Origin of the sequence: Streptomyces sp. NPDC002888, from assembly GCF_042888465.1 — a bacterium.
Lineage (GTDB): Bacteria > Actinomycetota > Actinomycetes > Streptomycetales > Streptomycetaceae > Streptomyces.
The window spans coordinates 1-23,073 of record NZ_JBIAPU010000054.1; the positions used below are offsets into that span (position 1 = coordinate 1).

At 71.7% G+C, this 23,073-nt stretch carries 28 protein-coding genes and 1 tRNA gene; 9 read left to right on the forward strand and 20 right to left on the reverse strand.

The annotated features are described in order from the left end of the window. The first annotated feature begins 184 nt into the window (after positions 1 to 184). Together ACFYWX_RS46885 and ACFYWX_RS46890 are read left to right on the forward strand one after the other, a co-directional pair. The gene (locus ACFYWX_RS46885; RefSeq protein ID WP_389431664.1) at positions 185 to 1,687 is read left to right on the forward strand and encodes an MFS transporter; all 1,503 of its coding nucleotides are present in this window, start codon (positions 185 to 187) and stop codon (positions 1,685 to 1,687) included. Positions 1,688 to 1,840: 153 nt separating this feature from the next. Next, a complete protein-coding gene (locus ACFYWX_RS46890; protein WP_389431665.1) occupies positions 1,841 to 2,602 on the forward strand; it encodes a TetR/AcrR family transcriptional regulator in 762 nt (253 codons plus the stop codon). Positions 2,603 to 2,615: 13 nt separating this feature from the next. Here the strand turns inward: ACFYWX_RS46890 and ACFYWX_RS46895 are convergent, their stop codons facing one another. The 4 genes from ACFYWX_RS46895 to ACFYWX_RS46910 form a co-directional block, all read right to left on the reverse strand. Further along, on the reverse strand, positions 2,616 to 3,083 hold the full coding sequence (locus ACFYWX_RS46895) for a PPOX class F420-dependent oxidoreductase (protein WP_389431666.1): 468 nt from the start codon (positions 3,081 to 3,083) through the stop codon (positions 2,616 to 2,618). Between the two features lie 49 nt (positions 3,084 to 3,132). Continuing rightward, a complete protein-coding gene (locus ACFYWX_RS46900) occupies positions 3,133 to 3,954 on the reverse strand; it encodes a YceI family protein (protein ID WP_389431667.1) in 822 nt (273 codons plus the stop codon). Between the two features lie 130 nt (positions 3,955 to 4,084). Further along, positions 4,085 to 6,637 carry an MFS transporter gene (locus tag ACFYWX_RS46905; RefSeq protein WP_389431668.1) on the reverse strand — a complete coding sequence of 851 codons (2,553 nt, stop codon included), beginning with the start codon at positions 6,635 to 6,637 and terminating at the stop codon, positions 4,085 to 4,087. 13 nt (positions 6,638 to 6,650) lie between these two features. Continuing rightward, positions 6,651 to 7,184, reverse strand: coding sequence for a MarR family winged helix-turn-helix transcriptional regulator (locus ACFYWX_RS46910; RefSeq protein WP_389431669.1), 534 nt, complete (start codon positions 7,182 to 7,184; stop codon positions 6,651 to 6,653). 194 nt (positions 7,185 to 7,378) lie between these two features. On the opposite strand from ACFYWX_RS46910, the gene ACFYWX_RS46915 reads away from it, so the two are divergent. After that, the gene (locus tag ACFYWX_RS46915) at positions 7,379 to 7,570 is read left to right on the forward strand and encodes a hypothetical protein (protein WP_389431670.1); all 192 of its coding nucleotides are present in this window, start codon (positions 7,379 to 7,381) and stop codon (positions 7,568 to 7,570) included. A 396-nt stretch (positions 7,571 to 7,966) separates the two neighbouring features. Here the strand turns inward: ACFYWX_RS46915 and ACFYWX_RS46920 are convergent, their stop codons facing one another. The 5 genes from ACFYWX_RS46920 to ACFYWX_RS46940 form a co-directional block, all read right to left on the reverse strand. Next, on the reverse strand, positions 7,967 to 8,845 hold the full coding sequence (locus tag ACFYWX_RS46920; protein WP_389431671.1) for a hypothetical protein: 879 nt from the start codon (positions 8,843 to 8,845) through the stop codon (positions 7,967 to 7,969). A 55-nt stretch (positions 8,846 to 8,900) separates the two neighbouring features. Then, the gene (locus ACFYWX_RS46925; RefSeq protein WP_389431672.1) at positions 8,901 to 9,794 is read right to left on the reverse strand and encodes an RNA polymerase sigma factor SigF; all 894 of its coding nucleotides are present in this window, start codon (positions 9,792 to 9,794) and stop codon (positions 8,901 to 8,903) included. A gap of 246 nt (positions 9,795 to 10,040) precedes the next feature. Further along, positions 10,041 to 10,898, reverse strand: coding sequence for an RNA polymerase sigma factor SigF (locus tag ACFYWX_RS46930; RefSeq protein WP_389431704.1), 858 nt, complete (start codon positions 10,896 to 10,898; stop codon positions 10,041 to 10,043). Between the two features lie 177 nt (positions 10,899 to 11,075). Continuing rightward, entirely contained in the window at positions 11,076 to 11,369 is a 294-nt protein-coding gene (locus ACFYWX_RS46935; RefSeq protein ID WP_389431673.1) for a Dabb family protein, read from the reverse strand. Positions 11,370 to 11,418: 49 nt separating this feature from the next. Then, the gene (locus ACFYWX_RS46940) at positions 11,419 to 11,595 is read right to left on the reverse strand and encodes a hypothetical protein (RefSeq protein ID WP_389431674.1); all 177 of its coding nucleotides are present in this window, start codon (positions 11,593 to 11,595) and stop codon (positions 11,419 to 11,421) included. A gap of 207 nt (positions 11,596 to 11,802) precedes the next feature. Between ACFYWX_RS46940 and ACFYWX_RS46945 the strand changes: the two genes are divergently transcribed. Further along, positions 11,803 to 12,057, forward strand: a complete 255-nt coding sequence (locus ACFYWX_RS46945; protein ID WP_389431675.1) for a PLD nuclease N-terminal domain-containing protein — start codon at positions 11,803 to 11,805, stop codon at positions 12,055 to 12,057. Here ACFYWX_RS46945 and ACFYWX_RS46950 read toward each other — a convergent pair. From ACFYWX_RS46950 to ACFYWX_RS46965, 4 genes are all read right to left on the reverse strand, one after another. Further along, a tRNA-Ser gene (locus tag ACFYWX_RS46950) sits at positions 12,039 to 12,123 on the reverse strand. The two genes, ACFYWX_RS46945 and ACFYWX_RS46950, sit on opposite strands and share 19 nt — an antisense overlap. A gap of 45 nt (positions 12,124 to 12,168) precedes the next feature. Further along, positions 12,169 to 12,600, reverse strand: coding sequence for a tRNA adenosine(34) deaminase TadA (gene tadA, locus ACFYWX_RS46955; protein ID WP_389431676.1), 432 nt, complete (start codon positions 12,598 to 12,600; stop codon positions 12,169 to 12,171). Positions 12,601 to 12,656: 56 nt separating this feature from the next. Then, positions 12,657 to 13,184, reverse strand: a complete 528-nt coding sequence (locus ACFYWX_RS46960; protein ID WP_389431677.1) for a hypothetical protein — start codon at positions 13,182 to 13,184, stop codon at positions 12,657 to 12,659. Between the two features lie 301 nt (positions 13,185 to 13,485). After that, on the reverse strand, positions 13,486 to 13,683 hold the full coding sequence (locus ACFYWX_RS46965) for a hypothetical protein (protein WP_389431678.1): 198 nt from the start codon (positions 13,681 to 13,683) through the stop codon (positions 13,486 to 13,488). Positions 13,684 to 13,821: 138 nt separating this feature from the next. Between ACFYWX_RS46965 and upp the strand changes: the two genes are divergently transcribed. Next, positions 13,822 to 14,457 (forward strand): uracil phosphoribosyltransferase, encoded by a 636-nt coding sequence (gene upp, locus ACFYWX_RS46970; RefSeq protein ID WP_389431679.1) that lies wholly within the window; start codon positions 13,822 to 13,824, stop codon positions 14,455 to 14,457. 48 nt (positions 14,458 to 14,505) lie between these two features. Here the strand turns inward: upp and ACFYWX_RS46975 are convergent, their stop codons facing one another. From ACFYWX_RS46975 to ACFYWX_RS47005, 7 genes are all read right to left on the reverse strand, one after another. After that, positions 14,506 to 15,132 carry a LytR C-terminal domain-containing protein gene (locus ACFYWX_RS46975; RefSeq protein ID WP_389431705.1) on the reverse strand — a complete coding sequence of 209 codons (627 nt, stop codon included), beginning with the start codon at positions 15,130 to 15,132 and terminating at the stop codon, positions 14,506 to 14,508. Between the two features lie 121 nt (positions 15,133 to 15,253). Continuing rightward, positions 15,254 to 15,550, reverse strand: coding sequence for a type II toxin-antitoxin system VapB family antitoxin (locus tag ACFYWX_RS46980; protein WP_004943146.1), 297 nt, complete (start codon positions 15,548 to 15,550; stop codon positions 15,254 to 15,256). Positions 15,551 to 15,783: 233 nt separating this feature from the next. Next, positions 15,784 to 15,912 (reverse strand): hypothetical protein, encoded by a 129-nt coding sequence (locus ACFYWX_RS46985; RefSeq protein ID WP_389431680.1) that lies wholly within the window; start codon positions 15,910 to 15,912, stop codon positions 15,784 to 15,786. A gap of 86 nt (positions 15,913 to 15,998) precedes the next feature. After that, positions 15,999 to 16,319: a hypothetical protein gene (locus ACFYWX_RS46990; RefSeq protein ID WP_389431681.1), complete on the reverse strand. Its 321-nt coding sequence runs from the start codon at positions 16,317 to 16,319 to the stop codon at positions 15,999 to 16,001. A gap of 152 nt (positions 16,320 to 16,471) precedes the next feature. Next, positions 16,472 to 17,164 (reverse strand): HdeD family acid-resistance protein, encoded by a 693-nt coding sequence (locus ACFYWX_RS46995; RefSeq protein WP_389431682.1) that lies wholly within the window; start codon positions 17,162 to 17,164, stop codon positions 16,472 to 16,474. Positions 17,165 to 17,225: 61 nt separating this feature from the next. Then, a complete protein-coding gene (locus ACFYWX_RS47000) occupies positions 17,226 to 17,828 on the reverse strand; it encodes an HhH-GPD-type base excision DNA repair protein (protein ID WP_389431683.1) in 603 nt (200 codons plus the stop codon). 24 nt (positions 17,829 to 17,852) lie between these two features. Then, entirely contained in the window at positions 17,853 to 18,572 is a 720-nt protein-coding gene (locus ACFYWX_RS47005; protein WP_389431684.1) for a siderophore-interacting protein, read from the reverse strand. Positions 18,573 to 18,650: 78 nt separating this feature from the next. Here ACFYWX_RS47005 and ACFYWX_RS47010 point away from each other — a divergent pair, with 78 nt between their 5' ends. The 4 genes from ACFYWX_RS47010 to ACFYWX_RS47025 are packed head-to-tail and all read left to right on the forward strand — an operon-like array spanning position 18,651 to position 23,071. After that, positions 18,651 to 21,212: a penicillin acylase family protein gene (locus ACFYWX_RS47010; protein WP_389431685.1), complete on the forward strand. Its 2,562-nt coding sequence runs from the start codon at positions 18,651 to 18,653 to the stop codon at positions 21,210 to 21,212. Continuing rightward, complete coding sequence (locus ACFYWX_RS47015; protein ID WP_389431686.1) at positions 21,205 to 21,804, forward strand: GNAT family N-acetyltransferase; 600 nt, start codon at positions 21,205 to 21,207, stop codon at positions 21,802 to 21,804. Before ACFYWX_RS47010 ends, ACFYWX_RS47015 begins: the two co-directional genes overlap by 8 nt. Further along, positions 21,801 to 22,274, forward strand: coding sequence for a cupin domain-containing protein (locus ACFYWX_RS47020; protein ID WP_389431687.1), 474 nt, complete (start codon positions 21,801 to 21,803; stop codon positions 22,272 to 22,274). Before ACFYWX_RS47015 ends, ACFYWX_RS47020 begins: the two co-directional genes overlap by 4 nt. Continuing rightward, on the forward strand, positions 22,271 to 23,071 hold the full coding sequence (locus ACFYWX_RS47025; RefSeq protein WP_389431688.1) for an SDR family NAD(P)-dependent oxidoreductase: 801 nt from the start codon (positions 22,271 to 22,273) through the stop codon (positions 23,069 to 23,071). The genes ACFYWX_RS47020 and ACFYWX_RS47025 overlap by 4 nt, the downstream gene beginning before the upstream one ends. Positions 23,072 to 23,073: the final 2 nt, after the last annotated feature.

The following is a 23,073-nucleotide window of genomic DNA, read 5'->3' on the forward strand; positions in this document are numbered from 1 at the left end:
CCCCTCTGCGTTCGCCTCACACAGCCACCTCCCACGCCCTCGCTCCCCGCTGCGCCGCCCCCGGCCGCCCCCCCGCGGCCGCGGGGCGCCCGGCCCCCCCCCCCCCCCCCCCCCCCCCCCCCCCCCCCCCCCTTCCTCATATCTCCGTTGTACACCGTATGGGAGTCGTTCTACGGTGTACAGCATGACAACGTCCCCCCAGGAACAGGCCCAGACGCACACCCAGGGCCACCCCCAGCGCTGGCTGATCCTCGGCGTCATCTGTCTCGCGCAGCTCACCGTGCTGCTCGACAACACGATCCTGAACGTCGCGATCCCCTCCCTCACCGAGGAGTTGGACGCGGCGACCTCCGACATCCAGTGGATGATCAACGCGTACTCGCTCGTGCAGTCCGGACTGCTGCTCACCGCGGGCAGCGCCGCCGACCGCTACGGCCGCAAGAAGATGCTGATAACGGGACTGGCCCTGTTCGGTGTCGGCTCGCTGGTCGCCGGACTCGCCGACTCCACCGGCCAGTTGATCGCCGCGCGGGCCGGCATGGGCGTCGGCGGCGCGCTGCTGCTGACCACCACCCTCGCCGTGGCGATGCAGATCTTCACGCCCGAGGAACAGCCGAAGGCGATCGGCATCTGGGCCGCGGTGAACTCGCTGGGCTTCGCCGCCGGACCGCTCATCGGCGGCTTCATGCTGAACCACTTCTGGTGGGGCGCGATCTTCCTGATCAACCTGCCGGTCGCCGCGCTGGGCCTGGCGGCGGTCGTCGCCCTGGTCCCCGAGTCCAAGAACCCGCAGGGCGACCGCCCCGACCTGCTCGGCGCGCTGCTCTCCACGATCGGCATGGCCTCGCTCGTCTTCGCGATCATCTCCGGCCCGACGCACGGCTGGACGTCGTCACGGGTGCTGGTGAGCGCGGCCGTCGCGGTCGTCGTCCTCGCCCTGTTCGCCTACTGGGAGAGCAGGATCCCGTACCCCATGCTCGACCCGCACTTCTTCCGTGACCGCCGGTTCACGGGCGCGGTGGCCGGCGCGGTCCTGGTCACCTTCGGGATGGGCGGCGCGCTGTTCCTGCTCACCCAGCACCTGCAGTTCGTCCTCGGATACGGCCCTCTGGAGGCCGGCCTGCGCACCGCGCCACTGGCGCTGACCGTCGTGGCCCTCAACTTCACCGGGCTGTCGGCGAAGGTGATGGCCAGGCTCGGTGGACCCGTGTCCATCCTGCTGGGGATGGTGCTCATGTCCGGGGGCCTGGCGTCGATCGCCATGCTCGCCGCGCACGGATACGCCGGGACGCTGCTCGGGCTGCTGCTCATCGGGGTGGGGACCGCGGTCGCCAGCCCGGCCATGGCCCACGCCATCATGAGCGCGATCCCGCCCGCGAAGGCGGGGGTCGGCGCGGGAATCAACGGAACGCTGGCCGAGTTCGGGACCGGGTTGGGCGTGGCGGTGCTGGGGGCTGTCCTCAACTCCCGGTTCGCGGCGCTGGTTCCGGGGGCGGCGGCGTCGTTGCCGGCGACGGTCGCCGCGGCGGGCTCGGCCGAGGAGAAGGGGCGCGTTGTCGACGCGTTCTCCTCCGGGTTGGAGACCAGTTTGCTGGTGGGGGCGTTGGCTGTGTTGCTGGGGGGTGTGGTGGCGACGGTGCTGCTGCGCAGGGCGGCGAGGGAGGAAGCGGCGGCATTGGTGGCCTGAGAGCTCGGGGGCTGGGGATGTCGCGTGAGTGCGGGTTGTGTGTGGTTGATCGCGCCCACGCGGCGGAGCCGCATATCGGCGCAGTCCCGCGCCCCTTAAGAGGTTGGCTGCCACCTAGCATCTTGAGAAGTGACCGAGTGAGGAAGGTGCGCCATGGTGAAGGCAGCCGAGCGGGCCGCGCGGGGCAGTGTGTGGCTGGAGGACAAGGCGCGCCGGGGTGGTCGCAGGGGCGGGCAGCCGTCGGGGCTCGACCGGGAGGGCATCACCGAGGTCACCGTGCGGCTGCTGGACGCCGAGGGGCTCGCCAAGTTCTCCATGCGCAGGCTGGCCGCCGAGCTGAACGTGACGGCGATGTCGGTCTACTGGTACGTCGACAACAAGGACGAACTCCTCGAACTCGCCCTGGACGCGGTCTTCGGCGAGCTCGGCCTGCCCGACCCGGAGGCGGAGGACGAGGACTGGCGCGACCAGCTGCGCACGCTGGCCACGGCCTACCGCACCCAGCTGGTCCGCCATCCCTGGGTGTCACCGCTCGCCGGGCGCTACCTCAACATCGGGCCGAACGCGCTCGCCTTCTCCCGCACGGTCCAGCGCGTCATCCGCCGCACCGGGCTGCCCGCGCACGGCGTGACGGGCGCGATCTCCGCGGTCTTCCAGTTCGTGTACGGCTACGGCACGATCGAGGGCCACTTCTTCGCCCGCGTCGAGGACGCCGGCATGACCCCGGACGACTACTTCCAGCACGCCATGACCTCGGTGACCGAGGCGCCCGCTGCCGCCCAGATCATCGAGGAGTCGAAGGAGATCATGGCGGCCCGCGGCGGCGATACGGTCGAGGAGATGCTGAACCGCGACTTCACCTTCGCCCTGGACCTGCTGATCGCGGGGATCGAGGCGATGGTGGAGCGCGGCTGAGGGCAGCTGCCGGCTACTCGGCGACCAGCCGCGCCGGGAAGCCACCGGTGGCCACTGGTCCCCACTTCTCCGGTGTGATCCGGATGACCGACTTGCCCTGCTTGACCATCGCCGCCCGATACTCGTCCCAGTCCGGGTGTTCACCGGCGATGTTGCGGTAGTACTCCACGAGCGGTTCGACGGAGTCGGGCGTGTCGACGATCTCGGCGGTGCCGTCGATCTGGACCCACGGGCCGTTCCAGTCGTCGCTCAGGATGACGACGCTGACGCGCGGGTCCCGCTTGGCGTTGCGGGTCTTGGCGCGCTCGGGGTACGTGGAGACCACGATCCGCCCGGAGTCGTCGACACCGCAGGTCAGAGGGGACGCCTGGGGGCTGCCGTCGGCGCGGCGGGTCAGCAGGAGGGCGCGGTGGCGGGGGCGTACAAAGTCCAGCAACTCGTCCAGGGAGACGCGCGTGTTGGTCGCGATGTTCGGTGCCATGGCGCCAGCCTAGGCGCTCGGGGTGCCGCTTCGGCTGACCCTGCCGTGCCTATGTCTGCGGCAGTGACTCGCCCTGCACGGCCTGGACGTCCAGCTCGACCTTGAGGGTCGTACCGATGGCGGCGATGCCGGCCTGCACGACCTGGTTGTAGTTCATGGCGAAGTCCTCGCGCCGCAGCTCCGTCGTCGCCCGGAACGCGGCCCGCGTCCCGCCCCAGGGGTCGGATCCGGTGCCGAGGTAGGCGAGGTCCAGGTCGACGGGGCGTACGACGCCGTGCAGGGTCAGCTCCCCGTGCACGGTCCAGCGGTCCGGGCCGGAAGCCGTCAGGCCCGTCGAGAGGTAGGTGATCTCGGGGTACTTCTCGACGTCCAGGAAGTCCGCGGACTTCAGGTGGCCGTCGCGCATGCCGTTGCCCGTGTCGATGGAGGCTGCGCGGATGACGGCCTCCACCCGGGACTTGGTGACGTCGTCCGGGGCGATCTCGATGGCGGCGGTGAAGTCCGTGAACCGCCCGTGCACGCTGGAGATACCCAGGTGCTGGGCGACGGCGCCAACCGTGGAGTGCGCCGGGTCGACGGTCCACGGCCCGGGCGGCGGCAGCTCGGTGCCGCCCTGGCGGGCCAGCGTCACCGTGCCCACCTCGGCCCGTCCGCTCGCGGTGACGATCGCGCTGGAGGCGACGGGTGCGTACCCGACGGCCGTGACGATGACGGTGTACGCCCCCGGCGCCAGCGCCGTCGCGTCCCGTGCGACGCCGTCCGCGTCGGCCTCGGCGCGCAGCACCTGCGTGCCCGTCATGTCGGTCACCGTGACGACCGCGTGCGACACGGCCCATCCGTCACGGGTGTGGATCCTCGCGGTCAGTCCCATCTCAGCAACTCCTCACATGGAACAAGTGGAACCCATGGCGCACCTGGCACACATGGCGCACATGGAACCGGCCCGCGGCGGGGCGCGCCCGAGATCCGGAGCGCGCGGCCCGCCACGGGCCGGGGTCGGACTACTCGCCGGGGTGGGCGAGCTCGATGTCGTGGCCGTCGACTCCGGTGCCGTTCACCGTCAGCGCGGTGGCCACCGGCGGGTAACCGGTCGCGATGACCGTGTACTCGCCGCCGTCGAGGTCGGCGAAGGCGTACGCCCCGTCCACCCCGGTCGTCGCCGTGCCGACCACGTTGCCCGCCGCGTCGACGAGGGTGACGCGCGCGTCGGCCAGCGGCCCGTGCGGCGCCCGTACGACGCCCTGGAGCTGGGCCCCCGCGTCCAGTTCGACCTCGACGCGGGTGACGCCGGTGCCGCCCACCTCGACGGGCAGGGCGCGCGGCCGGAACCCGGCGGCGTTGACGGCGACGGTCACGGCACCCGGCACCAGCTCGGCGAAGCCGAACTCGCCCTGCTCACCGGTGGTCCCGGTGGCCAGCAGGTCCCCGCGCACATCGGTCACGATCACCATCGCGTCCTTGACCGCCAGCCCGGTCCCCGCGGCCCGCACGGTGCCGTTCAGCCCGCTGGTGCCGCTGAGCAGGATGTCGTAGGCGATCGGCTCGTCACCGTTCACGACGATCGTGGACGCCTGCGGCTGGAACCCGTCGGCGGAGGCGATCAGGACGTACGATCCCGTGCCCGGCGCGTCCAGGGCGTAGGCGCCGTCGGCCTGGGCGACCGAGCGGCCCAGCTGGCGGCCGGAGAGCGAGATCAGGGTGACGGCGGCCTGCGGGACGGGCGCGCTCTCGGCGCCGCGGACATGGCCGCGGACCGGGATGCCGCCGGAGGCGCCGGAACCGGCGGACTCCTTCGTGGCCACCGCGACGGCGGCGGCGAGGCGCTGGGTGCCCTCGGGGCCGGTCGGGCCGGTCGGGTCGGTCTCGGTGGAGGCGGTGGCCCAGCTGGGGGACTTCTCCCCGGTCTCGGCCGTGGCCGCGACGGAGGCCTCGGCGTCGGCCGGAGTCTCCTGCGCGGTGCCCTGCTCCAGCGCGCCCTTGGTCCTCAGCGGGACCTCCTTGATGAACAGCGTGATGAGGAAGGCGAGCAGCGCCAGGCCCGAGGCGATCAGGAAGACGTCCGCGATGCCGTGGCCGTACGCGCTCTCCATCACCGTGCGCAGCGGCGCGGGCAGCTTGTCCATGTCGGGGATCTCGCCGGTGGAGCTCGCACCGTTCGCCAGGGAGGCGTACTTGGGGCCGAGGCCGGCGATGCCGTCCTGGGCGTAGTCGGTGATCCGGTGGGCCATGACCGCGCCCAGCGCGGAGACGCCGACCGCACCGCCGAGGGAACGGAAGAAGGTGACCGTGGAGCTGGCGGCGCCCAGGTCGGACGGGGCCACCTGGTTCTGCGTGGAGAGCACCAGGTTCTGCATCATCATGCCGATGCCGAGACCCAGCAGCGCCATGAAGACGGCCATCTTCCAGTAGTCCGTGTCGTACCGGATGGTGCCCAGCAGACCCATTCCGGCCGTCACCAGCACACCGCCGCTGACCAGCCAGGCCTTCCAGCGGCCGGTGCGGGTGATGAACTGCCCGGAGACGGTGGAGGAGACGAACAGCCCGCCGATCATCGGGATCGTCATGACACCCGACATGGTCGGGGACTTGTCCCGCGCCAGCTGGAAGTACTGGCTGAAGAAGACGGTGCCGGTGAACATCGCGACGCCCACGAACATCGAGGCGAGCGACGACAGGGTGATGGTGCGGTTGCGGAACAGCCGCAGCGGGATGATCGGCTCGCTCGCCTTGGACTCGACGAGCACGAACAGCAGGCCGATAACGACCGAGCCGCCGACCATCGCGTACGTCTGCCAGGACAGCCAGTCGTACTTGTCACCGGCGAAGGTGACCCAGACCAGCAGCAGCGAGACCGCGGCGGAGATGAGGAAGGCGCCGCCCCAGTCGACCTTCACGTCCCGCTTCACGACGGGCAGGTGCAGGGTCTTCTGCAGCACGATCAGCGCGAGGATCGCGAACGGCACACCGACGTAGAAGCACCAGCGCCAGCCGAGCCAGCTCGTGTCGGTGATGACACCGCCGAGCAGCGGACCGCCGACGGTGGCGACGGCGAAGGTCGCGCCGAGGTAGCCGGAGTAACGCCCACGCTCACGCGGGGAGATCATCGCGGCCATCACGATCTGGGCGAGGGCGGAGAGACCGCCGACGCCTATGCCCTGCACCACGCGGCACGCGATCAGCATGCCGGGGTTCTGCGACAGACCCGCGGCGGCCGATCCCAGCACATAGATGACGAGGGCTATCTGGACGAGTGCCTTCTTGCTGTACAGGTCGGCGAGCTTGCCCCACAGGGGAGTGGCCGCGGTCATGGACAGCAGCGCGGCGGTGACGACCCAGGTGTAGGCGGACTGGCCGCCGCCGAGGTCGCCGATGATCTCGGGGAGGGCGTTGGTGACGATCGTGGACGACAGGATCGCCACGAACATGCCGAGCAGCAGCCCGGAGAGCGCCTCCATGATCTGCCGGTGCGTCATCGGCGCGCCGCCGGAGGACCCGTGGGAACCTCCCCCGTGCTTGGCGTGAGCCCGCACACCGGCTGGTGTGGTCGTTGCCATGGGCTTCCTTTTCTTACGTGTTTGCGGGTGTACGGGTGGTCATGTCGAGTACGGCAGGTGTGGGCCGTGCGGGCGGCCGGGGCGCGGGTGGCCGGGGTGCGGCCGACCGGGGCGCCGAGCGGCAGTCGCCGAAGCTGGCCCGTAGCCGGGACAGGCACCGCACGAGCTGCTCGACCTCGTCGTCGGTCCAGTCGCTCAGGCGATCGGCCAGCAGGTCTGTGCTGCGCCGGGACAGCTCGTCCAGTTGCGCGCTGCCCGCCGGGGTGAGGCGCAGGATGCGCGAGCGCTTGTCCGCCGGGTCGGGGGAGCGCTGGATCCAGCCCCGATCGGCCACGTGCGCCACATGCCGGCTGGTGACCGACATGTCCACCGCGAGCAGCTCGGCGAGCTTGCTCATGCGCATGTCGCCGTCCCGTCCCAGCAGCGTGAGTACGGCGGCCGAGCCGGCCGGGCAGTCGGGCGGCAAAATCCGCCCGAGGTCCCGTTTCACAGCCCCGACGGCCCTGAGCTGACGCGCGAGCTCCTCGTACTGCGCCTGCTCTGCCATCGCACCTCCCGTTATCGTTGCTTAGGGCAACCATAGAACCGCTTGGTTGCTACAGGCAAATAAAACGGGAAGCCGTGTCGCAAAAACTTGGCAAAGGCAAGTATTGCGACCGTAAACACGCAGGTGAAGTGCGGCGATAGGGCCCCCTAGCCCCCACTTGGGCCACACCCCCGGATTCGCTAGTGTCTCGGGGCATGGCTAACACCCAGGGCCCCCAGGGCAACCACGACCCCTCCGGCAGCACCCAGATGTTCCGCGCCTTCGTAGACGAGGCCCCCGCAGGCAGGCAGCAGCAGGCCCCTTCCGGCCCGCGCGTCGGCCTCATCATCGGCGTGATCGTGGCGGTGGCGATCGTGGCGGCGGTGGCCTGGCTGGCGCTGAAGTAGGCGCTCGGAGGGGCGCGGTCCGACCCGCTACGGCGAACTCGCGCCCCACGCCACGAACCCTCGGCGGCTGCCGCAGGGAGGGCATGTCGCCCTTGAGCCAGGCGTTCACACGCTTGCGGATGCTGGGGAGCATGGGTAGCGCGTCGACTTCGGCCTGCTCGAACCAGCGGACGTCCGTGGACTCACCGATGTCCATGGCGCCCCCCGGAAGCGCCCACATGCCGTTGCCGGTCCGGCGCTGAAGCAGGATCCGCCCCACCTCGTCGACCACGTCGACCGGCCGCCGGTACGAGGCTGTTCACCTCGGGCGCGTCCGGGGCGTCCTCGTAGGCATGCCTGCCCATGGGGCTCCCTTTCCCGTCGGCAGGCCTGCCGAAGGCATACCGCCTGGCGGCGTCACTCCCACTCGACGGACACGTCCCGTGTCTCCACGTGCATGCCCAGCGGCACGCGCCAGGCGTCGACGCAGACCGTCCAGGTCTTTTCCTTGCGGGCGCCGGGTGCGATCGGTGCGGGGAGTTCCTGCGTCGACTCGATCGTCGCCCAGTCGACTCCCAGCGCGCCGATGATGTGCGTTCCGAAGGTCACCGTGCCCGAGCGGACCGGCGTACCCCCGCTGTTGTGGAAGGCGACGGTGACCTTCTCGCACCAGCGCTGGTCCGCGGGCTCGCGCTCCGGGGTGCCTGCGGTGAGGGCGGCGGGGGTCGCGGGGGAGGGGGCCGGCGTACTGCCTGAGGGCGGGCGGGGTGTTGGGCTCGTGGGCGAGGGGGTGGGGGCGTTCGGGGTGATGTCGGGGCTCGGTGTGGGGCGTGGGGTGCCGGGGTCGGGCTGCGGGTCCGGTGCCGAGCCTTCTGAGTTCCCCGTTCCTTCTGCGCTCCCCGAGCCCTCCGTGCTTGCCGTGCTTCCCGAGGTTCCTGGGGTTCCCGGGGTCCCTTGGCTTCCCGAACCCTCTCCGCTCTCCGGGCCGCTGCCGTTCCCCGAACCGCTGTCGCCCCCGGACCCGCTGTCGGTCCCGGAGCCGTCGCCACCACTCCCCGGCGCATCCCCCGGCCGGCCCGCCGGCTCATCCAGCGGTACCAACCTCACGCCCTCCGTCGGCCTCGCCCCCGCCCCCGACGCCGACGGGTCGCCCCCGGAGCCGATCGCCACGTAGCCGTGGCCGTCGCCGTCCGCTCCGCATGCTCCCAGGACTCCGCCCAGGCAGACGACGGCCGCCGACGCGCCGATCAAGGCGCGGCGGCGGCCATGTGTCCGTGTCCATGTCGCTCGACGCATCGCGTCAGTGTGGCTGACGGTGCGTCAGGAAGGAACCCCTCGGGGGCCCCACGGCTCAGTCGGAGATGAGCCCGTCGCGCAGCTGCTGCAGCGTGCGGGTCAGGAGGCGGGAGACGTGCATCTGGGAGATGCCGACCTCCTCGCCGATCTGGGACTGGGTCATGTTGGCGAAGAAGCGCAGCATGATGATGCGGCGCTCGCGGGGCGGCAGCTTGGCCAGCAGCGGCTTCAGGGACTCGCGGTACTCGACGCCCTCCAGCGCCGTGTCCTCGTAGCCCAGGCGGTCCGCCAGGGAGCCCTCGCCGCCGTCGTCCTCGGGGGCCGGGGAGTCGAGGGAGGACGCCGTGTAGGCGTTGCCGACGGCAAGGCCGTCCACGACGTCTTCCTCCGAGACGCCCAGGACCGCGGCGAGTTCGGTGACCGTCGGGGAGCGGTCCAGCTTCTGGGACAGCTCGTCGCTGGCCTTGGTGAGAGCGAGGCGCAGCTCCTGGAGCCGGCGCGGCACCCGCACCGACCATGACGTGTCGCGGAAGAAGCGCTTGATCTCGCCCACGACCGTCGGCATCGCGAACGTCGGGAACTCCACGCCCCGTTCGCAGTCGAAGCGGTCGATCGCCTTGATCAGGCCGATGGTGCCGACCTGGACGATGTCCTCCATGGGCTCGTTGCGCGAGCGGAAGCGGGCCGCCGCGTAGCGCACGAGGGGGAGGTTGAGCTCGATGAGCGTGTCCCGGACGTAGGCGCGCTCGGGGCTGTTCTCGTCCAGGGCGGCGAGCCGCAGGAACAGGGAGCGGGACAGGGTGCGGGTGTCGATGGCTTCCGATGCCGTGAAGGCCGGGGCCGGGGCCGGGGTGGCCTCGACGGCCGTAACGTCGTGGAGCGCGGCGTCGGGCGCGGACTCGCTCTTCGTGAGCGTGAGCACCTTCGAGCTGCCCTGGTCTACGGACATGCCACCCCCTTTGGGTCGCGGGACGGTCGCGGCGAACACTCCCGATCGAGGAACGCCGACCTTCACCTGAATACCGGAGCCGGAGCCTCGGCAAACGCGCTTCCCGCAGAATGTCACATGTCGGCAACACGCTGTAGTGACATGTCGATATCTCAGTAACGAAACGACCCTGGAAAGAGGGGGTCTGACGGATTTTCAGCCCAGAACTGTCGGGAACAGCCCAGGTGAGCGATTCGCTCCTGGGAGTTACGCCTCGATCCTGTTTGCGGATCGCAGTCGCTGGAAGCTACGCGCGAGTAGCCGCGACACGTGCATCTGGGAGACGCCGAGTTCCGCGCTGATCTGTGACTGGGTCAGATTGCTGTAGTAGCGCAGGAGAAGGATGCGCTGTTCCCGCTCCGGGAGCTGGACGAGGAGGTGGCGGACCAGGTCGCGGTGCTCCACGCCGTCCAGCGCCGGGTCCTCGTAGCCGAGCCGGTCCAGCAGGCCCGGCAGCCCGTCGCCCTCCTGGGCGGCCTCCAGCGAGGTCGCGTGGTACGACCGTCCGGCCTCGATGCAGGACAGCACCTCCTCCTCGGTGATGCGCAGCCGGTCGGCGATCTCGGCGGTCGTCGGGGTGCGCCCGAAGGCGGTGGTGAGGTCCTCGGTCGCGGTGTTGACCTGCACCCACAGCTCGTGCAGCCGGCGCGGTACGTGGACTGTGCGGACGTTGTCGCGGAAGTACCGCTTGATCTCGCCGACGACCGTCGGCATCGCGAACGTCGGGAACTGCACGCCCCGGTCCGGGTCGAAGCGGTCGATGGCGTTGATGAGGCCGATGGTGCCCACCTGGACGACGTCCTCCATGGGCTCGTTGCGGGAGCGGAAGCGGGCGGCCGCGTAGCGCACGAGCGGGAGGTTCGCCTCGATGAGCGCCGCGCGCACGCGGTTGTGCTCCGGCGTGCCAGGCTGGAGCTCCTTGAGCTGGCCGAAGAGCACCTGGGTGAGCGCCCGGGTGTCGGCCCCGCGGCGCTTCTCGGGGGCGGGCGGCTCGGCCTGCGCCGGCGTCGGGGCCTGGGCGGGAGTCTCTTCCTGGGGCGGCGCAGTACTGGCCGACACGGTCAACGCCACCTCTTCATCGGTCAACTCATCCGTCAAAAGCGGTCATAGCATCACAAGACATGTGCACTGTGTGCAAGCACCCCATATACCCGTGTTGAGGCTGATAATTGGGCATATGGAGCACAAAAGCCCTCCGCCGTATCGGCGAAGGGCTTCGGGAGTGTGGGGCCCGGAATTTGCTCAGAACTCGTAGTCCGCGACCGCCCACGTGGCGAACTCCCGCCACAGGGCGACGCCCGCCTGGTGGTCGGGGTGTTCCAGGTAGCGCTTCAGGGCGTCCGCGTCCTCGACCGCCGAGTTGATCGCGAAGTCGTAGGCGATGGGCCGGTCGCTGATGTTCCAGCCCAGCTCCCAGAAGCGCAGTTCCTCGATCGTGTCGCCGAGGGCGCGGAAGGCCGCGACGCCCGCCACGACCCGGGGGTCGTCGCGCTCGACGCCCTCGTTGAGCCTGAAGAGGACCAGGTGGCGGATCATGGGGCACTCCCAGCGTGTGCGGTGGGCCTGGCGCGTGCGGTGGACCTGGCTACTTGGCTCCGCCTGCGATCCACGTCATGAACTCGCCCACGGCCTTGGCGGCGTCCGATATGCCCTCGAACCCTATCTGGACGTAGTCCGCGGCCTTGGCCGGGTCCGTGATGATCACGTACAGCGCGAAGACCACGAGCACGTACACGGCGATCTTCTTGGCGTTCACCGCCACCGCGGCCTCCCTGTGACTGTTGTGCCCGTAGGGCCCCCTGTTGCCGACGACGGTGAGTGTAACTACATGTCCTATTTAAGGATCAACAGCTCGGCGTCCAGGAACGGGCCGTGAAGTGCCGTGAAGTGCCGTGAACCGTTCGCGGGGTCTCGTCCGATGAGGCAGTGAACGCCTCTCCGAGGCCGACGCAAAAGGGAGAAGAGACGAATGGTGCAACTGCTGACCTGTGCCCTGGTGGGCCTCGTGGTCCTGATGTCGGTGACGACCCTGATCGACTGCGTCCGCACTCCGTCGGACCAGTTCCGGTTCGTGCCGAAGCTGCTGTGGCTGCTCTTCCTGTTCCACGCCCCGGTCTTCGGCGGCCTCGTCTGGCTCTACCTGGGCAAGCGGAGCCCGAACGCCACGAGAGGCCCGATCCATCGGATCGAGCCCCTCGTCAAGAGCGGTAGCGGAGGGATTTGAACCCTCGGTGACTTGCGCCACACTCGCTTTCGAGGCGAGCTCCTTCGGCCGCTCGGACACGCTACCGAGGGAGACCTTACAGCACGGCGTGGCCTGCTTTGAAATCGGTATTCAGGGGGAGCGGAAGAACTCGGTGAGCAGTCGCGCGCAGTCGTCCGCGAGCACTCCCTCGATCACCTCGGGACGGTGGTTGAGCCGCCGGTCCCGTACGACGTCCCAGAGGGAGCCGGCCGCGCCCGCCTTGTCGTCACGGGCGCCGTAGACGACTCGGTCCACGCGGGACTGGACGAGGGCGCCCGCGCACATCGTGCAGGGCTCCAGCGTCACGACGAGGGTGCAGCCGGACAGCCGCCATTCGCCCAGCCGCGAGGCCGCACGCCGGATCGCCAGGACCTCCGCGTGCGCGGTCGGGTCGCCGATGGCCTCGCGCTCGTTGTGTCCGGTCGCGAGTACGGTCGTGCCGTCCGCGGCCAGCACGACGGCGCCGACCGGGACGTCACCGCCTTGGACGGCCTGCCCGGCCTCGTCGAGGGCGAGCCGCATCGCGGCCCGCCACCGGTCGCGTACCGGGTCGGGCGTCCCTCCCGCGGTCGGTGCGGTCAGCGGACGGTCTCCAGGGTCTCCGAGGCGCCCAGGGCGTCGGCGATCTCCGTGACCGCGTCCGCGGACAGCAACTTCAGCTCCTTCTCGGTGACCCCGAGGTCGTCGAGGATGCCGACGTCACCGACGGGGCCGTGCGGCACGGCGTCGGCGGAGCCGCCGTCCTCGGTGTCGTCGTCCCCGTCCTCACCGTCCTCGGTGCCGTCGAGGTCGAGGGAGTCCAGGTCGGCGTCGTCGTCGCCGGGATCCCTGCCGAGCAGTTCGTCGGTGAGCAGGATTTCGCCGTAGCTGCTGCGGGCAGCGGCGGCGGCATCCGAGACATAGATGCGAGGGTCCTCCTCGCCGTCGATGCGGACGACGCCGAACCAGGCGTCCTCCTGCTCGATCAGCACGAGCACCGTGTCCTCGTCGGGGGAGGCTTCCCGGGCGAGGTCGGCCAGATCCGACAGGGTTTCCACATCGTCGAGCTCTGTGTCGCTCGCTTCCCACCCGTCTTCGGTGCGCGCGAGCAGTGCGGCGAAGTACACCGTGACTCTCCCACTGGTCTTAGGCGTGCCGGTTGGGGGTCCCCCCGGCGGAGGTTACGGGCGGAGAGAGCTTGGCTCCGAGCCCCACCCACTCGGAATCGTGGCAGAAACAAGGCGTTCAGGGGACGTCTTCCGCTCCCTGTGTCCGGTGGTTTTGATCGCACGTCCCTGAGCACGTCCGAAGCAACTCACCAGCACACTCGTTGCGGCCACCTGCGGATCGTACGCGGCTTTCCCAGGCGTCCGCTCACACCCGCCGCCGCAACGCCCCAGTGGGCGTGGATCTTCCCGGTGTACGCCCCTACCAGCGGAACGTCCGCATTCGCATCGCGTGCCGCAGCCGGGCGGCCTTCGCGCGGCGGGGCTGGACGCGGTCGCGCAGTTCGCGGGCCTCGGCGAGATCGCGCAGGAACTGGGCGCGGCGTCGGCGGCGCTCAGCGTCCGTCTCGGGCTCCCGCGAGGGGCCATGTTCGGATGTGCGGTCAGGCAGGTCGGGCATCGGCTCACCACCCCAGTCCGTTCCCACCACTTTCCCCCGGTCGGCGGGTTTGATACCTGCGGACGGGTGAGGGCAATGGGCAGAGCCTTACGGAGCGTGGGGGCGCTGGTGCCATGGGGCCCAGTTACTGTTGTGGTCATGCGTCTCCACGTCGTCGACCACCCCTTGGTCGCCCACAAGCTCACCACGCTGCGCGACCAGCGCACGGACTCCGCGACCTTCCGCCGTCTCGCCGACGAACTGGTCACCCTGCTCGCCTACGAGGCCACGCGCGATGTGCGCACGGAGCAGGTCGACATCATCACCCCGGTCGCCGGGACCACCGGCGTCAAGCTCTCCTACCCGCGCCCGCTGGTCGTGCCGATCCTGCGGGCCGGCCTCGGGATGCTGGACGGCATGGTGCGGCTGCTGCCGACCGCCGAGGTGGGCTTCCTCGGCATGATCCGCAACGAGGAGACGCTGGAGGCGTCCACGTACGCCACGCGCATGCCGGAGGACCTCTCCGGGCGTCAGGTGTACGTCCTGGACCCGATGCTCGCCACCGGCGGCACCCTGGTCGCGGCGATCCGGGAGCTGATCAAGCGCGGCGCGGACGATGTGACCGCGGTGGTGCTGCTGGCCGCCCCGGAGGGTGTCGAGCTGATGGAGCGCGAGCTCGCGGGTTCGCCGGTCACGGTCGTCACGGCCGCGGTCGACGACCACCTCAACGAGCACGGCTACATCGTCCCCGGCCTGGGAGACGCGGGGGACCGGCTTTACGGCGCGGCCGAATAAAAACCCTTGAGCCGTACGGATAAGGCCCCCTGAGCCGTACGGACTGCCTCAGCAGCTCTTCTTGCCCGCGCTGGGCGTCGGCTTAGGCGCGGCCAGCGCGGCCAGCGACTTGTCGGCGTCCGCCTGCTTGGTCAGTTCCTTGAAGCCGGTGCCGATGATCAGGTCGACGGTGTCGCCCTTGCGGGCGGCGTCGGTGCGGCGCTCGGCGCCGGCGAGCTGGGTGGCGAGGACGGGCAGCGAGCTGTTCAGGGAGGAGGCGGGACCGAGCAGGACGCCGGTCCCGTCGACCTTCTTGTCGTACTGCTTGCCCGCGTTGCCCACGTCGCCGATCCGGAAGCCGCGCTTCTTCAGCTCGTCGGCGGTCTTCTTGGCGAGCCCGCTGCGGGGCGTGGCGTTGAAGACGTTGACGGTGATCCGGCCCGGCTCGGGCACGGCCGCGGCGGCGGGCGTCGTGCCCGCCGAGGGGCTCGCCTTGGTGTCACAGTCCGCCTTGGTACCGGCCGCCGAGGCCGTTCCGCCGCCACCGGTGAAGACATCGATGAGCTGCAGGGTTCCCCAGCCCGCGACTCCGAGCGCGGCGGCACAGGCGACGGTCACGACGGCGAGCCTGCCGCGCCGTCGGTGAGGGCGCATTCGTGGGTACTTGTCCCCCGTGATCCGGTACTTGCCGCCCATGCCCGGGGGAGTCAGCATGCTCATGAGCGCAGCGTAGTGCGCCCGGGCGGCCATGCCTACTAGATGATCATTCGGCACCGCTCAGGAGAACCCGAAAGGGCCAACCCGCAACCGGCCTACGTCAGTCCAGCTCGAGCACGCGCGCGTGCAGCACCTGGCGCTGCTGCAGCGCGGCCCGCACCGCGCGGTGCAGCCCGTCCTCCAGGTAGAGGTCGCCCTGCCACTTCACGACATGCGCGAAGAGGTCGCCGTAGAACGTCGAGTCCTCGGCGAGGAGCGTTTCCAGGTCGAGCTGCTGCTTGGTCGTCACCAACTGATCGAGGCGGACCGGGCGCGGCGCGACGTCCGCCCACTGCCGGGTGCTTTCCCGGCCGTGGTCGGGGTACGGCCGGCCGTTTCCGATGCGCTTGAAGATCACACGGAAAGCCTACCGGCCCAGACCTTCCGGGCGCAGCCATGGCGACGGAGTGTGAGGGGGGAAAGGTGCCGTGAAAGGGGGCGAACCGGAAAGAACGCGCCCGGTCCTCGATCCGGGCGCACCCAGCGCGCGTTCCCTTCCCCGGATGCTTCAGCTGATTCCCTCCCAAGGGGGTGATGTGTTCTTCGTCACGTGCGCGTGGCGGAGGCGGTCGGCCCGCCTCCGCCGGCAGTTCAGCGTCCGCGTTCCTTCGGGGGCCGCTGCTGCTGCGGCCTCGCTTCCTTCAGCTGCGGCTTCGAGGTGCTGCGGGCGGCCTCCGCGCGCAGCAGGGCGCGCAGGACGGCGTACGGGTCTGTGGGCATGGCTGTGTTCCTCGGTCCTTGTCTCGCGTGCTGGGTTTCCCGTGAGGGGAGTTGTGCCGGTCGGCCCGGGGAGGCGGGCAGGCACGTCAGCAGCGCAGGACCACGGAGCGCAGGATGTGCGGGGTGTACGGCGGGCCGGGCGGCGCCGGCAGCGGCAGGTCCGCGAGGACGCCGGGTGGCGAGGCCGGGAGGGGTGCGGGACGCAGGGGTGCGGCGGAGCGGTGGGCGTGGCGGGACGGGGGTCGTAGGAGCGTGTCGAGGGCGTCGTACTCGACGCTCTCCCCGACGGCGGCCCCGACGGGCGCCGTGGGCGCCTCGGCGTGCGCGCCCGGCACCAGTACGGCGAGCAGCACCACGAGCACCCGCAGCCAGGCGCGGCCGCGCGGAAGGCCTCGTGCGGTGCTCACGGGGGTCATCTCCCCGCCGGTCCCGGGGCGTTCATCGCGTCGGCCGCCAAATCCGCTCGTACGGCGTACGGGAGGGACGAGGCGTACGTGGGGACGGGGGATGAGGGATGAGGGATGGGGGACGGGGGACGGGGGACGGGGGACGGGGGGCATCACACGGTGTGCGGGACCTGGCGGGCCCGCCTGCGGATGGTGAGCGCGACGACGATCTCGACGACTCCGACGGCGACCAGCCAGATGCCGCCGACGAGGGTGAGGACGGCGACCGACTCGAAGGGCGAGTCGATCAGCACGATGCCGCCGACGACGGTGACGATCCCGAGGAAGATCTGCCAGCCGCGCGCGGGCATGGAGGAGTCGGAGGCGGCGGCCAGCGTCTGGGTGATGCCGCGGATCAGCCAGCCGATGCCGATCCACAGGGCGAGCAGCAGGATCGACTGCATGGGGCCGCGGAAGCAGAACAGGCCCAGCAGGATCGACAGGGCGCCGCTGATGAAGGCCAGGACGCGCAGCGAGGTGGTCTTGTGCGTGCCGAAGGCGGCGACCAGTTGGAAGACGCCGCTGATCACGAGGTAGAGGCCGAAGAGGATGCCGGCCGCGAACAGCGAGGCGCCCGGCCAGACCAGCACCAGGACGCCCATGACCAGGGAGGCGACGCCGGTGACCAGGACGACCTGCCAGGCGGCGCGGGACAGCGCGTGCAGGGGGCCCTCGAAGGGCGGCTCGGGCTCGTGGGCCGTCGCGGTGTGCGTGGACGCGGTGGGCGCGGACGCGGTGTGGCGGGCGTGCACCCTTCGGTCGTCGTAGTCCGGGCCCTGGGGGGAGCCGGTCGGTGGCTCGGTCATGGTCCATGCTGGGACCGGCCGCGACCGGCCCGCCATCGGGGGCGGGCCACCCGGCTGACGCCTACTGCTTCCCGGTCCTCCCGGTCTTGGCGGCCTTCGCCGCCGCCTTCATCTCCTGCTTGTGCGCGCGCACCTTGGTCAGGGACTCGGGGCCGGTGATGTCGGCGACGGACCGGAAGGACTTCGGTTCGCCGTAGGCGCCCGCCGCCTCCCGCCAGCCCTCGGGCCGCACGCCGAGCTGCTTGCCGAGCAGCGCCAGGAAGATCTGTGCCTTCTGCTTGCCGAACCCGGGGAGTTCCTCCAGGCGCTTCAGCAGCTCCCGCCCCTCGCCTACGCCCTTCCAGACGGCCTCGGCGTCACCGTCGTAGTGCTCGACGAGGTACTGGCACAGCTGCTGGATGCGCTTGGCCATGGAGCCGGGGTAGCGGTGCACGGCCGGCTTCTCGGAGAGCAGGGCGGCGAAGGCCTCGGGGTCCTGGGCGGCGATCTCGTGCGCGTCGAGGTCGGACGAGCCGAGCCGGTCGGCGATCGTGCGGGGGCCCTTGAACGCCCACTCCATCGGAACCTGCTGGTCCAGCAGCATGCCGGTCAGCGCGGCGAGCGGGGAGCGCCCGAGGAGCTCGTCGGCCTCGGGGTCCTGGGCGAGGTGCAGGGTGACGTCCATGCGTCGATGATCCCGCGTACGGGATCAGGTCGCGCGCCAGTACCCCAGCGCGTGCGTGCGCTGCTTTGGGATGCCGAGCTCCTTGCGGACGTACGACGACAGGGCGCGGGTCGTCGCCGTGTCGCAGGCGATCCACACGTACGGCTCCGGGGTGGCCCTCAGCAGGTCCGGGAGGTCGGCCCGGACCCGCTCGACGAGGTGGGCCCCGGCGTCGCGGCGGGGGACCGGGCGCAGGTCGTGGCGGGCGGGGTCGGTGCGGAAGGGCAGGTCGTCGGGGGAGCCCTCGAACCAGACGGTCGCCGGGGCCTCGAACTCCGCCAGCAGGGAGTTGAGGGCGGGCAGCGACGCCGGGTCGCCGATCGCGAAGACGTGCGAGGGGGCCGGCTGGGGCGGCTCGAAGCCGGTGCCCTGGACCGTCGCATCGATGGTGTCCCCGGGCCTGGCCGCCCGGGCCCAGTCGCTGGCACACCCCTCGTGGAGGGCGAACTCCAGGGAGAAGGTGCCGGTGGCCGGGTCGGGGTCGACGAGTGTGTACGCCCGCTGGTGGGGCCTGCCCGCGTTGTCGAACCAGAGCCGGACCCACATCGTGGGGTGGACGCCGGTCGCGGCGAGCATGCCGCCGTCGGTGAGGCGCAGGCGCCGGTAGTGCCCGGTGACGTCCTCTGCGTCCGTCACCGTGAACTCGAAGTCCTTGGCGCGCATCAGCCTGAGGACCGCGCCCTCCCATCCCCGCCCCTGCGCCATCGCGCCTTCACCCCTCGCGTACGATTCCGCCACAGTCGACTTAGGCAAGGCTAACCTAAAGCGCAAAGGGGCCACAGGGTGACCACCGAGATCCACAGAGACGCCTGGGGTGTCCCGCACGTCCGCGCGGACAGCCCCCTCGCGCTCGCCCGCGCCCAGGGCCGCGTCACCGCCCACGACCGCGCCTGGCAGCTGGAGGTCGAACGGCACCGCGCCCAGGGCACCTCGGCGTCCTTCCTCGGCCCCGAGGCCGTGGCCTGGGACGTGTTCGCCCGCCGCGCCCGCCTCGACGACACCGCCCGCCGCTGCTGGACGGCCTTGGAGCAGTCGGACCCGGAGACGGCGGAGTGGGTGAGGGCTTACGTCGACGGCGTCAACGAGGGCTTGACCGGCACAGCGACGCCGGGGGGCCCGGGCGCGGGTGGCGCGGGGGCTTCCGGGTGCTCGGGTTTGGGTGGTGCGGCGGCCTCGGGGTCTTCGGGTTTGGGTGGTGCGGCGGCCTCGGGGTCTTCGGGTTTGGGTGGTGCGGCGGCCTCGGGGTCCGCGGGTTTGGGTGGTGCGGCGGCTCCCGGGTCCACGGGGCCGAGCGGCGCGGCGGTTCCCGGCTCCTCGGGCCTGGGTGATGCGGCGGCCTCGGGGTCCTCGGGTTTGGGTGGTGCGGCGGCCTCCGGGCCCACGGCGCCGAGCGGCGCAGCGGGCCCTGGGCCCACGGGCCCGAGTGAGGGCGTCGCCCCTGCGCCCACGGGCCCGAGTGAGGGCGTCGCCCCTGCGCCCACAAGCCCGAGCAGCGGCATCGCCCCTGCGCCCACAAGCCCGAGCAGCGGCATCGCCCCCGCGCCCACGAGCCCGAGCAGCGGCATCGCCCCCGGCTCCACAGGGCCAAGCGTCAGCACCGCCGCCCCCGAGTTCGCCCGGGTCGGCCTCGCCCCCGGGCGTTGGGAGCCCTGGACGCCGCTCGGTGTCTGGCTGGCCACGCACATCCTCTTCGCCGGCTTTCCCGCCAAGCTGTGGCGGGAGGAGGCCGTGCGCCACCTGGGGCCGGAGGCGGTCGGGCTGTTCGCGACGGACGGTCCCGGCACCTCCGGCAGCAACGGCTGGCTGGTGAGCGGGGAGCGCACGGTGACCGGTCAGGCGGTCATCGCGGGCGACCCGCACCGCTTCATCGAGGACCCCGGCGTCTACCAGCAGATCCACCTGGTCTGCCCCGAGTTCGACGTCGTCGGCCTCGCCGTCGCCGGCGTCCCCGGCATCGCCCACTTCGGGCACACCGGCGCGGTCGCCTGGGCCATCACCAACGCCATGGCCGACTACCAGGACCTCTACCGGGAGCGGCTGCGACGCACCGGCGCCGGCGTCGAGGCTCTCGGCCCGGACGGGGTGTGGCGGCGCGCCACGCGGCACACCGAACTCGTGCGGGTGGCCGGCGAGGAGCCCGTCGAGGTCGAGGTCATCGAGACCGAGCGGGGACCGGTGATCGCCGGTGGGCCGGAAGGACTCGACGACGGCACGCCACTGGCCCTCAGCCTGCGCCACCCGCCCCGCGTCACCGCCGACCTCGGCTTCGGCGCCCTGCTCCCGCTGCTGCGGGCCCGCCGGGTCGCCGACGTGGACCGCGCCTTCGACGCCTGGGCCGAACCCGTCAACGTGGTCCAGGCCGCCGACACCGAGGGCGGCCTGCTGCACCGGGTGGCGGGCCGGGTCCCGGTGCGCGCGGAGGCCAACCGCACCCGCCTGGTGCCCGCCTGGGAGCCCGGCCACGAGTGGACCGGCTGGCACGAGATGCCCCGCGCGGGCCTGACCGACGGCATCGCGGTCATGGCCAACCAGCGCGGCCCGGCCGCCCCGCTCGGCGTCGAGTTCGCCCCGCCGCACCGCGCCGACCGCATCCGCGCCCTCCTCGACGAACGCCGCCAGTGGTCCGCGGCGGACATGCCCGCGATCCACACGGACACCCACCTCGGCTCCGCCGGACCCCTCCTCGACCACCTCGCCGCCCTCGACGACCTGTCCGACGAGGGCGCCGCCCTGCGCGACCGCCTCCTGCGCTGGGACCGCCGCATGGACGCGGACAGCCGGGACGCGGCCGCCTACGCGGCGGTGCGCGGCGCGGTGGTCCGTCTCCTCGCCGCCCACCCGGCGTTCGCCGCGCTGACCACCCCGCCCGCCTACCCGGAGGTCCTCCTCCCCTGGCTCGCCCTCGTCCCGCGCATCGGCTTCGCGCTGGAACATCTGCTGCGCGCCGAGGAGCTGTACGGCGTCGACCGCCCCGCGACGGTCCGCGCGGCCGTCGAGGAGGTCGCCGCAGTGCCGCCCGCCCGCTGGGGCGACACCCACCGCCTCGCCCCCTGGCGCGCGCTCACCGACCCCTCGTACGAGGGAACCGCCCTGTCCGGCGACCACGACTGCGTGCTGTGCACCTCGGCCGTGCCCGGCTGGACCGATCTCGCCGCGCGCGGCCCGGCCGCCCGCTACGTGTGGGACCTGGCCCGGCGCGAGGACAGCCGCTGGGTGGTGCCGTTCGGCGCGTCCGGCGACCCCGGCGACCCGCACCACCACGACCAACACCCGCTGTGGCTCCGCGGGGAGCTCATCCCCGTGTGCGCCGACCGGGGCCGTCTCACGGAGGAAACCGATGTCTGACCAGCGCACCCCCGTCCACGAGCAGGTCCTCGACGGCTTCGGCACCGTCCGTGTCCTGCACCTCGACCCGCGGGCCGACGCCGAGGTGATCCACCGCTGGGCCGCCGAGGAACGGGCCTCCTTCTGGGGCATGAACGGCCTGACGAGGGACCAGGTCGCCGAGATCTACGCCCACATGGACACCCTCGACACCCACCACGCCTTCCTCGTCGTGAAGGACGGCGAACCCGCCGCCCTCCTCCAGACGTACGAACCGGAGGCCGACCGGGTCAGTGAGTGCTACCGGGTCGAGCCCGGCGACATAGGCGTCCACCTGCTCCTCGCCCCCGCCGGCCCCGAGGGCGCGCGTCCCGGCTGGACCGCGGTGCTGGTGTCGGTCATCGCCTCGTACGTCCTGCTGGGCCTGGGCCGGCGCCGGGTCGTGGTGGACCCGGACGTGGCCAACGTGAAGGCGGTGTCCCGCTTCCTGCGGCAGGGGTTTGAGGCGGGCCCGGTCGTCACGCTGCCGGAGATCGACCTGCCGGACGTGTACCTGCCGGAGAAGCAGGCCCAACTCGCCTTCCTCCGCCGGGAGGTAGCCTTCCCGGGGTGACCCCCGAGGAGCTCGTCGCCCACTACCGACTGGAGCCGATCCCGCGCGAGGGCGGCCTGTTCCGCCGTACCTGGGCGGGACCCGCGCGCGCCGACGGCCGCCCGGAGGGCTCCGCCATCGTGGCGCTGCTGACCGCGGACGACTTCTCCGCCCTGCACCGCCTGCCCTCCGACGAGGTCTGGCACTTCTACCTCGGCGACCCGCTGGAACTGCTGCTCCTGGCCCCCGACGGCACCTCCCGCACGGCCGTCCTCGGCCCGGACGTCCTGGCCGGGCAGCACCTTCAGCTCACCGTGCCCGCGGGCACCTGGATGGGCGGCCGGGTGGTGGCGGGCGGCGCGTGGACGTTCTTCGGCTGCACGATGGCGCCGGGGTTCACGGACGAGGGGTACGAGCACGGGGACGCGGCGGAGCTGACGGCGCGTTATCCGGCGTGGGCGTCGCGGATCGTGGAACTGTGCCGTCCATGAGCAACGGCGAAGGTCTGGCGCCGCCGGAGCCACGGGGCTTGCTGGCGGGCCGGATCGCCCTCGTCACGGGCGCGGGCGGCGGCATCGGCCGGGGTATCGCGCTGCGGTTCGCGCAGGAGGGCGCGGCGGTGGCGCTGCACTGCCGTACCGCCGTCGACTCCGCGCGCGAAGTGGCGTCCCTCGTGGGTGAGCTGGGCGGCCGGGCCGTCGTGCTGCGCGCCGACCTGACCGACGAGGAGGAGTGCCGTCGCCTGGTCCGCGAGGCCGCCGAGTGGGGCGGCGGCCGGCTGACCACCCTCGTCAACAACGCGGGCGTCCAGCCGGTCCGCCCGCTCGCCGAGATGTCCTCGGCGCAGTGGCGGGCCGTGGTGGACACCAACCTGACCAGCGTCTTCCAGTGCACCCAGGCGGCCGCCGGGATCATGCGCGAACAGGACGGCGGCGGCACGGTCACCCACATCGCCTCCGTCGAGGCCCGACTGCCCGCCGACGGCCACGCCCATTACGCCGCCTCGAAGGCGGCGGTCGTGATGCACGCCCGGTCGGCGGCCCTGGAGTACGGCCGGTACGGCATCCGCGTCAACACGGTCTCGCCCGGCCTGATCGACCGCGAAGGGCTGGCTCAGGCATGGCCGGAGGGTGTGACGCGGTGGCGGCGGGCGGTCGCCCTGGACCGGCTCGGACGGCCGGAGGACGTGGGCGACGCGTGCGTGTTCCTGGCCTCGCCGCTCGCGTCCTGGATCACCGGGCAGGATCTGGTGGTCGACGGTGGGGTGTCGGCGCGGCCCACGTGGTGAGA

Excerpts from the sequence above, each read along its gene's own strand:
- ACFYWX_RS46905 (WP_389431668.1), bottom strand. The coding sequence starts at position 6,637 with ATGGCAACGACCACACCAGCCGGTGTGCGGGCTCACGCCAAGCACGGG.
- ACFYWX_RS46895 (WP_389431666.1), bottom strand. The coding sequence starts at position 3,083 with ATGGCACCGAACATCGCGACCAACACGCGCGTCTCCCTGGACGAGTTG.
- ACFYWX_RS46945 (WP_389431675.1), top strand. The coding sequence starts at position 11,803 with ATGGTGCAACTGCTGACCTGTGCCCTGGTGGGCCTCGTGGTCCTGATG.
- ACFYWX_RS46985 (WP_389431680.1), bottom strand. The coding sequence starts at position 15,912 with ATGCCCACAGACCCGTACGCCGTCCTGCGCGCCCTGCTGCGCGCGGAG.
- ACFYWX_RS46995 (WP_389431682.1), bottom strand. The coding sequence starts at position 17,164 with ATGACCGAGCCACCGACCGGCTCCCCCCAGGGCCCGGACTACGACGAC.
- ACFYWX_RS46935 (WP_389431673.1), bottom strand. The coding sequence starts at position 11,369 with ATGATCCGCCACCTGGTCCTCTTCAGGCTCAACGAGGGCGTCGAGCGC.
- ACFYWX_RS46975 (WP_389431705.1), bottom strand. The coding sequence starts at position 15,132 with ATGGGCGGCAAGTACCGGATCACGGGGGACAAGTACCCACGAATGCGC.
- ACFYWX_RS46885 (WP_389431664.1), top strand. The coding sequence starts at position 185 with ATGACAACGTCCCCCCAGGAACAGGCCCAGACGCACACCCAGGGCCAC.
- ACFYWX_RS47000 (WP_389431683.1), bottom strand. The coding sequence starts at position 17,828 with ATGGACGTCACCCTGCACCTCGCCCAGGACCCCGAGGCCGACGAGCTC.
- ACFYWX_RS46910 (WP_389431669.1), bottom strand. The coding sequence starts at position 7,184 with ATGGCAGAGCAGGCGCAGTACGAGGAGCTCGCGCGTCAGCTCAGGGCC.
- ACFYWX_RS46900 (WP_389431667.1), bottom strand. The coding sequence starts at position 3,954 with ATGGGACTGACCGCGAGGATCCACACCCGTGACGGATGGGCCGTGTCG.
- ACFYWX_RS46920 (WP_389431671.1), bottom strand. The coding sequence starts at position 8,845 with ATGCGTCGAGCGACATGGACACGGACACATGGCCGCCGCCGCGCCTTG.
- upp (WP_389431679.1), top strand. The coding sequence starts at position 13,822 with ATGCGTCTCCACGTCGTCGACCACCCCTTGGTCGCCCACAAGCTCACC.
- ACFYWX_RS47005 (WP_389431684.1), bottom strand. The coding sequence starts at position 18,572 with ATGGCGCAGGGGCGGGGATGGGAGGGCGCGGTCCTCAGGCTGATGCGC.
- ACFYWX_RS46915 (WP_389431670.1), top strand. The coding sequence starts at position 7,379 with ATGGCTAACACCCAGGGCCCCCAGGGCAACCACGACCCCTCCGGCAGC.
- ACFYWX_RS46965 (WP_389431678.1), bottom strand. The coding sequence starts at position 13,683 with ATGCCCGACCTGCCTGACCGCACATCCGAACATGGCCCCTCGCGGGAG.
- ACFYWX_RS46925 (WP_389431672.1), bottom strand. The coding sequence starts at position 9,794 with ATGTCCGTAGACCAGGGCAGCTCGAAGGTGCTCACGCTCACGAAGAGC.
- ACFYWX_RS46890 (WP_389431665.1), top strand. The coding sequence starts at position 1,841 with ATGGTGAAGGCAGCCGAGCGGGCCGCGCGGGGCAGTGTGTGGCTGGAG.
- ACFYWX_RS47015 (WP_389431686.1), top strand. The coding sequence starts at position 21,205 with ATGTCTGACCAGCGCACCCCCGTCCACGAGCAGGTCCTCGACGGCTTC.
- ACFYWX_RS47025 (WP_389431688.1), top strand. The coding sequence starts at position 22,271 with ATGAGCAACGGCGAAGGTCTGGCGCCGCCGGAGCCACGGGGCTTGCTG.
- tadA (WP_389431676.1), bottom strand. The coding sequence starts at position 12,600 with ATGCGGCTCGCCCTCGACGAGGCCGGGCAGGCCGTCCAAGGCGGTGAC.